The organism is Streptococcus sp. k-163 (assembly GCF_013277555.1).
Classification (GTDB): Bacteria; Bacillota; Bacilli; order Lactobacillales; family Streptococcaceae; genus Streptococcus.
The window spans coordinates 47725-54013 of the sequence record NZ_VMND01000021.1; the positions used below are offsets into that span (position 1 = coordinate 47725).

Below are 6289 nucleotides of genomic sequence, written 5' to 3' on the forward strand. Positions count from 1 at the left end.
ATAGCTTACAGAATAGAAAAAATCTGTAAGAAATTTCCTACAGATTTATATATTTTCTATTGTTTCTTACAAACCAGGTGCTTGTCCTAATTCTGCCGCAAGCATCCAGACTGTTTTTTCAAGGTCAGCCTTAGCTCCAACAAAGATATCATTGGTTACATCATCGCCTTCTTTATCTGTCACATCCAAAGCTTCTTGGAAAAGCGTGATGAGGTAACGATAAATTTCAAGGACACGTTCCAAACTTTCTTCTACATTGCGGAACTCTCCAACTTCTTCTTCGATTTCACTGTTTTGAAGGAACTCTGTCAATGTAGAGAATGGGCTACCTCCGAGTGTAATCAATCGTTCGCTGATTTCATCTAAATGACCATCAAGAGCATCCATGTACTCATCCATTTTTGGATGCCATACAAGAAATCCACGACCACGCATGTACCAGTGTACTTGGTGCAAAGCCACGTGGGCCACGTATAAATCAGCAACAGCTTGGTTCAATACTTCCTTTGTTTTTGCCAATGCTACTGGCGCTGTTTTTGTTAATGATGCTACATCTTTTACTGCTTCTTTTTTCAATTCTACCATTTTCTTTACCTCGTTCATTATTTTTTGCAACCACTTCTTAATGATTACTATCTTAGTATACCACTAAGAAAAACCAATAGCAAGTCAAATGACCCACATGAGAAAAGTTGCAATAGACTGATAATTTAAGAATTTTTTAGAGAATATTAGAGTCAATTTCATGTCTATTTACTTTAATAAAGAAAAGAAAAAGAACATACAAACTTCTAGCAAACTGAATAAGAATTATTAAATTGTACAGTCTATTATTGAACTACGATATTTCTTAAATAGACTGTCAACAAAAAATCTATTTTTATTTTATAGAAACTTAAAAGTAGGGGAAGTGTCTTCAACTACGACATTATCATCTTGATCAGCATCTTATACTCAACGAAAATCGAAAATCAAAGAGTAAACTAGGAAACTAGCCGAAGGCTGCTCAAAGTACATCTTTGAGGTTGCAGATAAAACTGACGTAGTCAGCTCAAAACACTGTTTTGAGGTTGTGGATAGAACTGACGAAGCCAGTAACCATACACACGTCAAGGCGACGTTAACGTGGTTTGAAAAGATTTTTGGAGAGTATTGACTCAGGAAACGAATACTAACAAAGTGTTAAACAACACAAGAACGACCTTGCCCCTCTTGAAATGAGGAACAAGGCCGTTACTTAATCTTTTTTTATTTCATCGTTCACTTGATAAAAAACTGTTTTCTTCTAGAGATTTCATTTTTAGGAAACTTTTTAGCTAATGCTTTTTCTCATCAGTCATTCCATGGCGCTCTTATCCATCACAGTCTCGATAAATATCAGATACTCATCACTTAAAAACTGAGAAAACTACCATAAAATTTAATTGAAGAAACATAAGATTCCTTATTTCTGAAATATAGACTGTCTGAAATCATCTGTCTCACGAAGATAAGCATTATATATCTTCTTCTTGAGCAGGTTGACCCAGCTAGCATCAACGCGGCTGGTAGCATTGGTAATGTTACCTACATCCTCTGCTACTGCTTCATCCATCAGTTTCTGCATCTGTGCGTAAGAACGAATAGTTACTTTCTTAGTACTATTTGGATTTCTAAGTTCGTACTCAATAGTGATTGGCTTAAGCTTTGTCAGCTGATCAATTCGTTCCTTATACATGGCCTTCTTGAAAGCTACCCAAGAGTCATATTCGCCCTTAAATACATTTTCCAAAACTTTTTGGTCTGTCACTAGACCTACATCCCTTCCAGACCATCCGTCCCACGTTTTCTTACCTTCATCAAAGGCTTCCTTAGAGTACTTACCAGAAGCATAAGGAACAAATCCTTCATGATATCCCTTGGCAGCCAGTAACTCATAAGCCGTACGTCGGAACATAACATCCCCTGGAGCTCCTTTAGGATTGCTCAAGGCTGAGTAGATTGGTGAGAAGAGGCTAAGACTGAGGTAGCCATTCCGTCCATATTTACCACTATCCCTGTTCTCTCGACGCGTAATCACATCATTCTCAATCAAAGAGTAGAAACTAGTTAGCTGCTTAATTTCCTCTGCAGTGAAGGTTCGTGTCTGGTTACCAGCATGGGTTTCCTTACCATACTTATCTGTAATGTAGTAATTTTCCATCTTTCTGAACCACTGAAGCTTAGCATCATCACTCTGCTTAAGCATAGAAGTACCTTCTAAGTAATCGAGTGTATAGATCATATCAAACATACCATGAACATAGTGTTGCAAGTCTGCTGCGTTTTGAACACGCTCTTTGAAATTATAGGTATGCATCCGTGTCTTAGAATCTTTATCCACCTTGAAGAGGGTATTAAGAGTAATAGTTGGTTCGTCAGGGGTTGGAGTAGATTGCAAGAGTCCTCGAGCATAGAGTTCAGCTCCCAGACCTTCACGACGACCATTGCCCTCAAAGTAGATGCCGCCGTCAGAGTTATGGGTCATTTCATGCGTATAAACAGAGTTACCATAGTCTTCCAATAAACGAGCAGCGTCAAAGTGGGTTACATTTCCTGTAGCATAGGCATTATAGCCCTTGCTTGGATACCACTTGCCTGCTGGTCCAAAGAACTCCTGCATAGCTAACGATTTCTTATCATTAGCTGGAGCCCAATATTTTTGACCATTCTTGTCAACCAATGAGAATCCATCGTAAACCAGAACTGAACGGAAAAGTTTGTCCTTGCTTTCTGGACTGAGAATCTTATACCAGAAATCATAGTGATCACGTTGCCATTCAGCAGACTTTCTAACACGGTCTTCGACATATTCAACTAGTTCTGCATCTGTGCGGACCCTGTTATTAGCATCAAGACGATAGCGATCATAAGCCCCCATAGAAATAGTGGACATATTAGAGATAGCATAGACACCCTTCTCCGTCATGGTCAAGAGTGGCAGAAGCATGCCCTTGTATTCCCAATTATCGGCGGTAATCTTGTCATAAACACCTACAGAGTACTTGCTCTTGCCCACAGCTGCATCCTGAAGCTGTCTAGCCTCTGCCACATCCGACTTAGACTCTACGATATAAGCTTTTGTATTGGTCTTGAGCCATTCATTATTGGTCTTGTATGGTAAGAAGAGCTGACGGTAATTTTCTAAATAATTGAAAAGTCCACGCTTACCAGTCGCTTCAGAGAGAGAACTATCATAAGCTAAATGATTGTTCTTTGCTTTAAGATTATTCATTCCTGACTGACCTAATGAAATAATGGTATCTATTGTTGAAGCACTATGATTTCCAAAGAAATCAAACTTATAAGCAGATAAGTCTTTGACATTAATATTATCATAATTAATATTATACCAACGGTTAAGATAGGTAAGACCAAGTAAGAAGGCTTCCTTATTATCTTTAATCTTCTGAGCTACATAGTCAGCAACAACATTGCCTTCAGTATTGATTGACGTATCCATAGCCAGAACTTTGCGTAACTCTTCTGAGAGCTTGGTCTTGACTTGTTCAAAGGATGTATCAAGATAAAGATCATCCAAGGAAGTGTCAGCATTTACACCTAAAACAGTTCGCATGGCTGGTGAGTCAAGAACTACCTTATTCAACTCTGGCAGTACTTGATTCAGAACTCTGCTATAGTCTGATAAGAAAGCTTCAGGTGTATAAAGAAGATCTAAGCCATTTACAGTGTATTCTGCAATTGCTTGGTTCTTAAACTCTCCTTTATAAGTCAGATTCAGGTAATCAACTGTATTATCCTCGAAGTGTAACATCAAACGGTCAATAGATGCCTTATTACTATTGATATCAGTGATAATCTGGTCACCTTTCATTGGAACAACATCTAACAAATATTCTGTATTGAGCTTATGATAATCTGGAAGTTTATTTCCATAAGCAATGATTGTCTCCTTGTTGTAGAACGGAAGGAGTTTTTCCATATTAGAATAAGCTATCAGACGATCTTCTCGAGCATTCTTCTCTTGGGCATAGTTAACAGAATAGAGGTTAAGATTCGTGTCTTCTAGATTTGTCGTAATATCTAAACTAGCTAGCTTCTCTTCTGCCTCGTTCAGAGTCAGTGTTGAAGTGACAAACTTGTCATTTTCCAGCGTTTGATTTCCTTCAACGGCATAAGCTTCTGTAATACGATCATTATTGTAGGCTTGATCTCCAGAAATACTATAAACATTCGTACCACTAATATTACTGATCACATTGTCAACCAAACCATTAAAGTAATTGGACCCTACGATACCGCCAATCTGACCATTCTTAGTAGTATTTTGAATCTTTCCAGTTACATAAGAACGGCTGATACGGGCATTGTTCTCCAAACGACCGACCAAACCGCCGAATCGTTGGTTGTTGGCTCTAGCGCCTGCTAAGATGGTCACATCTGCTCTGCTTTGACTGAGCAAGGAATCTCCTCCCTTAAGATTAGCAACCAAACCACCAACATTATATTCTTTGCCCTGTTTCTCGTTTGCCTGGATGACACCAGTGAAGGAACTGTTAGAAATTTGTGTGTTTGTTGCATTAACTACCAACCCCGCCACATTAGAAGCATTGCCTATCACCGATACTTTACCTTGGACAGAAACGTCTGTAATTCGAGCATTTTCTGCACTCCGAGCTAAGGCAGCAGAGTCATAGCTACCCACAATATTGACATCCTTCAAATCCATACCGGAAATAGAAGAACCACTCTTGAGGTTTTCGAACAAAGGCTTAGCTAGATTATAGATGGCATACTGCTTACCATTATGATTGCCAGTCAGACTACCTGTGAAGTTCCCTCTAAGATAAACATAATCCGCAGGTGCCAGACTAACCTCACTGGCATCCAAATCAGCTCCCAAAACATAATTACTAGCCATATTTTTCTTCATAGCATCTATCAATCCAGCGAAGCTAGTGTAAACATTTTGCTGACTAGGAACTGCCTTACTGATATAGAAGTCGTAGCCAGACTTATAGCCTGTCTCACCTTCTTGAACCAACTCAGGCAACGAGACTGTTACCCTGTATACATCTTTTCCGTCTTTTTGGATTTCAGAAATACTGTGAACTGGGAGAAGCATTTCCTTAGCTTCACTTGATTTGACTTTGACAAAGTAGTTTGACAAATCTTTAGGCATGGAACTCATTGATACCAGTCGCTTGTATTGGTCATTATCTTTACTGTAAAACTCAACTGAATCAACATCTCGGAAAGAGATCTTCTTATATTCGAGTTCAAATTCACGACTGTCTGTTTCAAATTCAGTGACACTACCATTGTCCAACTCATATGTCAGCTTGGTTTTCAAAGTATAAGCTGTGTAGTAATCCAACTCTCCAATCTTTAGACTGTCATCGAAATTAGTGATTGGAAGAGTACGAACAAGCTTATCCCCCTGATATAATTCTGCAGTGGCTGAACGGAAGGATTTTGTTTGGTCTTTCAAGCTATATTGGATCGTAACAGACTTATCATCTGCATTTTCAGTCAGGCTTAAAATCGAAATTATTGGCTTGACTTTTGACACTCCATTAAGTGCTTCTTTGGCGGCTTGCAGACTAGTAAGAGCTTGATTGACTTGTACTTGTGTGGCCGTTTGACTATTCAGAACTATTTCTGACTTGGCTAATTGGTCTGTATAAGCTGTCTTCTTATCCAAATCAGCATTCTTATATTTAGCAGAAGTTTTAACAGTGACATTTAAATCGTACTCAGTCTGAAGAGCAGTTTTGACAACCTCAAGACCACTCAATTGCGCCTTAGCCTGTTTGATTTGTTCCACCAGTTGATTGATTTCTGCTTGACTGGCTTGGGATTGAGTAAGAATCGCCTGACCTGCCATCAATGCAGAATCATAGTTAGATTGATGACTTTGATTATCATTGAAATAACGTGCCTCTGCTTTAATCTGAGCTGCTTCTGTCAATAAATTATGCAGTGTAATTAAGTCGAACTCTTCTAAAGAATCTGCTGTCGGTGCATCATTCGGAACCATAGTCGGCTTAGCTGTACCAACTTTAACAACCTGGGTAACTGGGGATAAGGTCTCCTCATTTGACAACTCTTGTCGGTCAATTTCCTGACCATTAGAGCTGTAGATACGTGTCTTAATCGTACGCTCTCCTTGAACTCCCGGGGTTACAATGTTACGACTGCCTTCTGTAATCTCATCTGTATATAGCTCGACGATAGAAAAATCTATCTTTTCTATTTTTATAATGTCATTTATACTAAACTTCAACTCAGGAACTTCGTGAACTGGAGT

At 38.9% G+C, this 6289-nt stretch carries 2 protein-coding genes; both read right to left on the minus strand.

The annotated features are described in order from the left end of the window. Window positions 1-66: 66 nt before the first annotated feature. Window positions 67-585, minus strand: coding sequence for a Dps family protein (locus HT731_RS08355; protein ID WP_004248156.1), 519 nt, complete (start codon window positions 583-585; stop codon window positions 67-69). 859 nt (window positions 586-1444) lie between these two features. Beyond that, a partial coding sequence (locus HT731_RS08360) for a ZmpA/ZmpB/ZmpC family metallo-endopeptidase (RefSeq protein ID WP_173278502.1) occupies window positions 1445-6289 on the minus strand: 4845 nt, incomplete at its 5' end.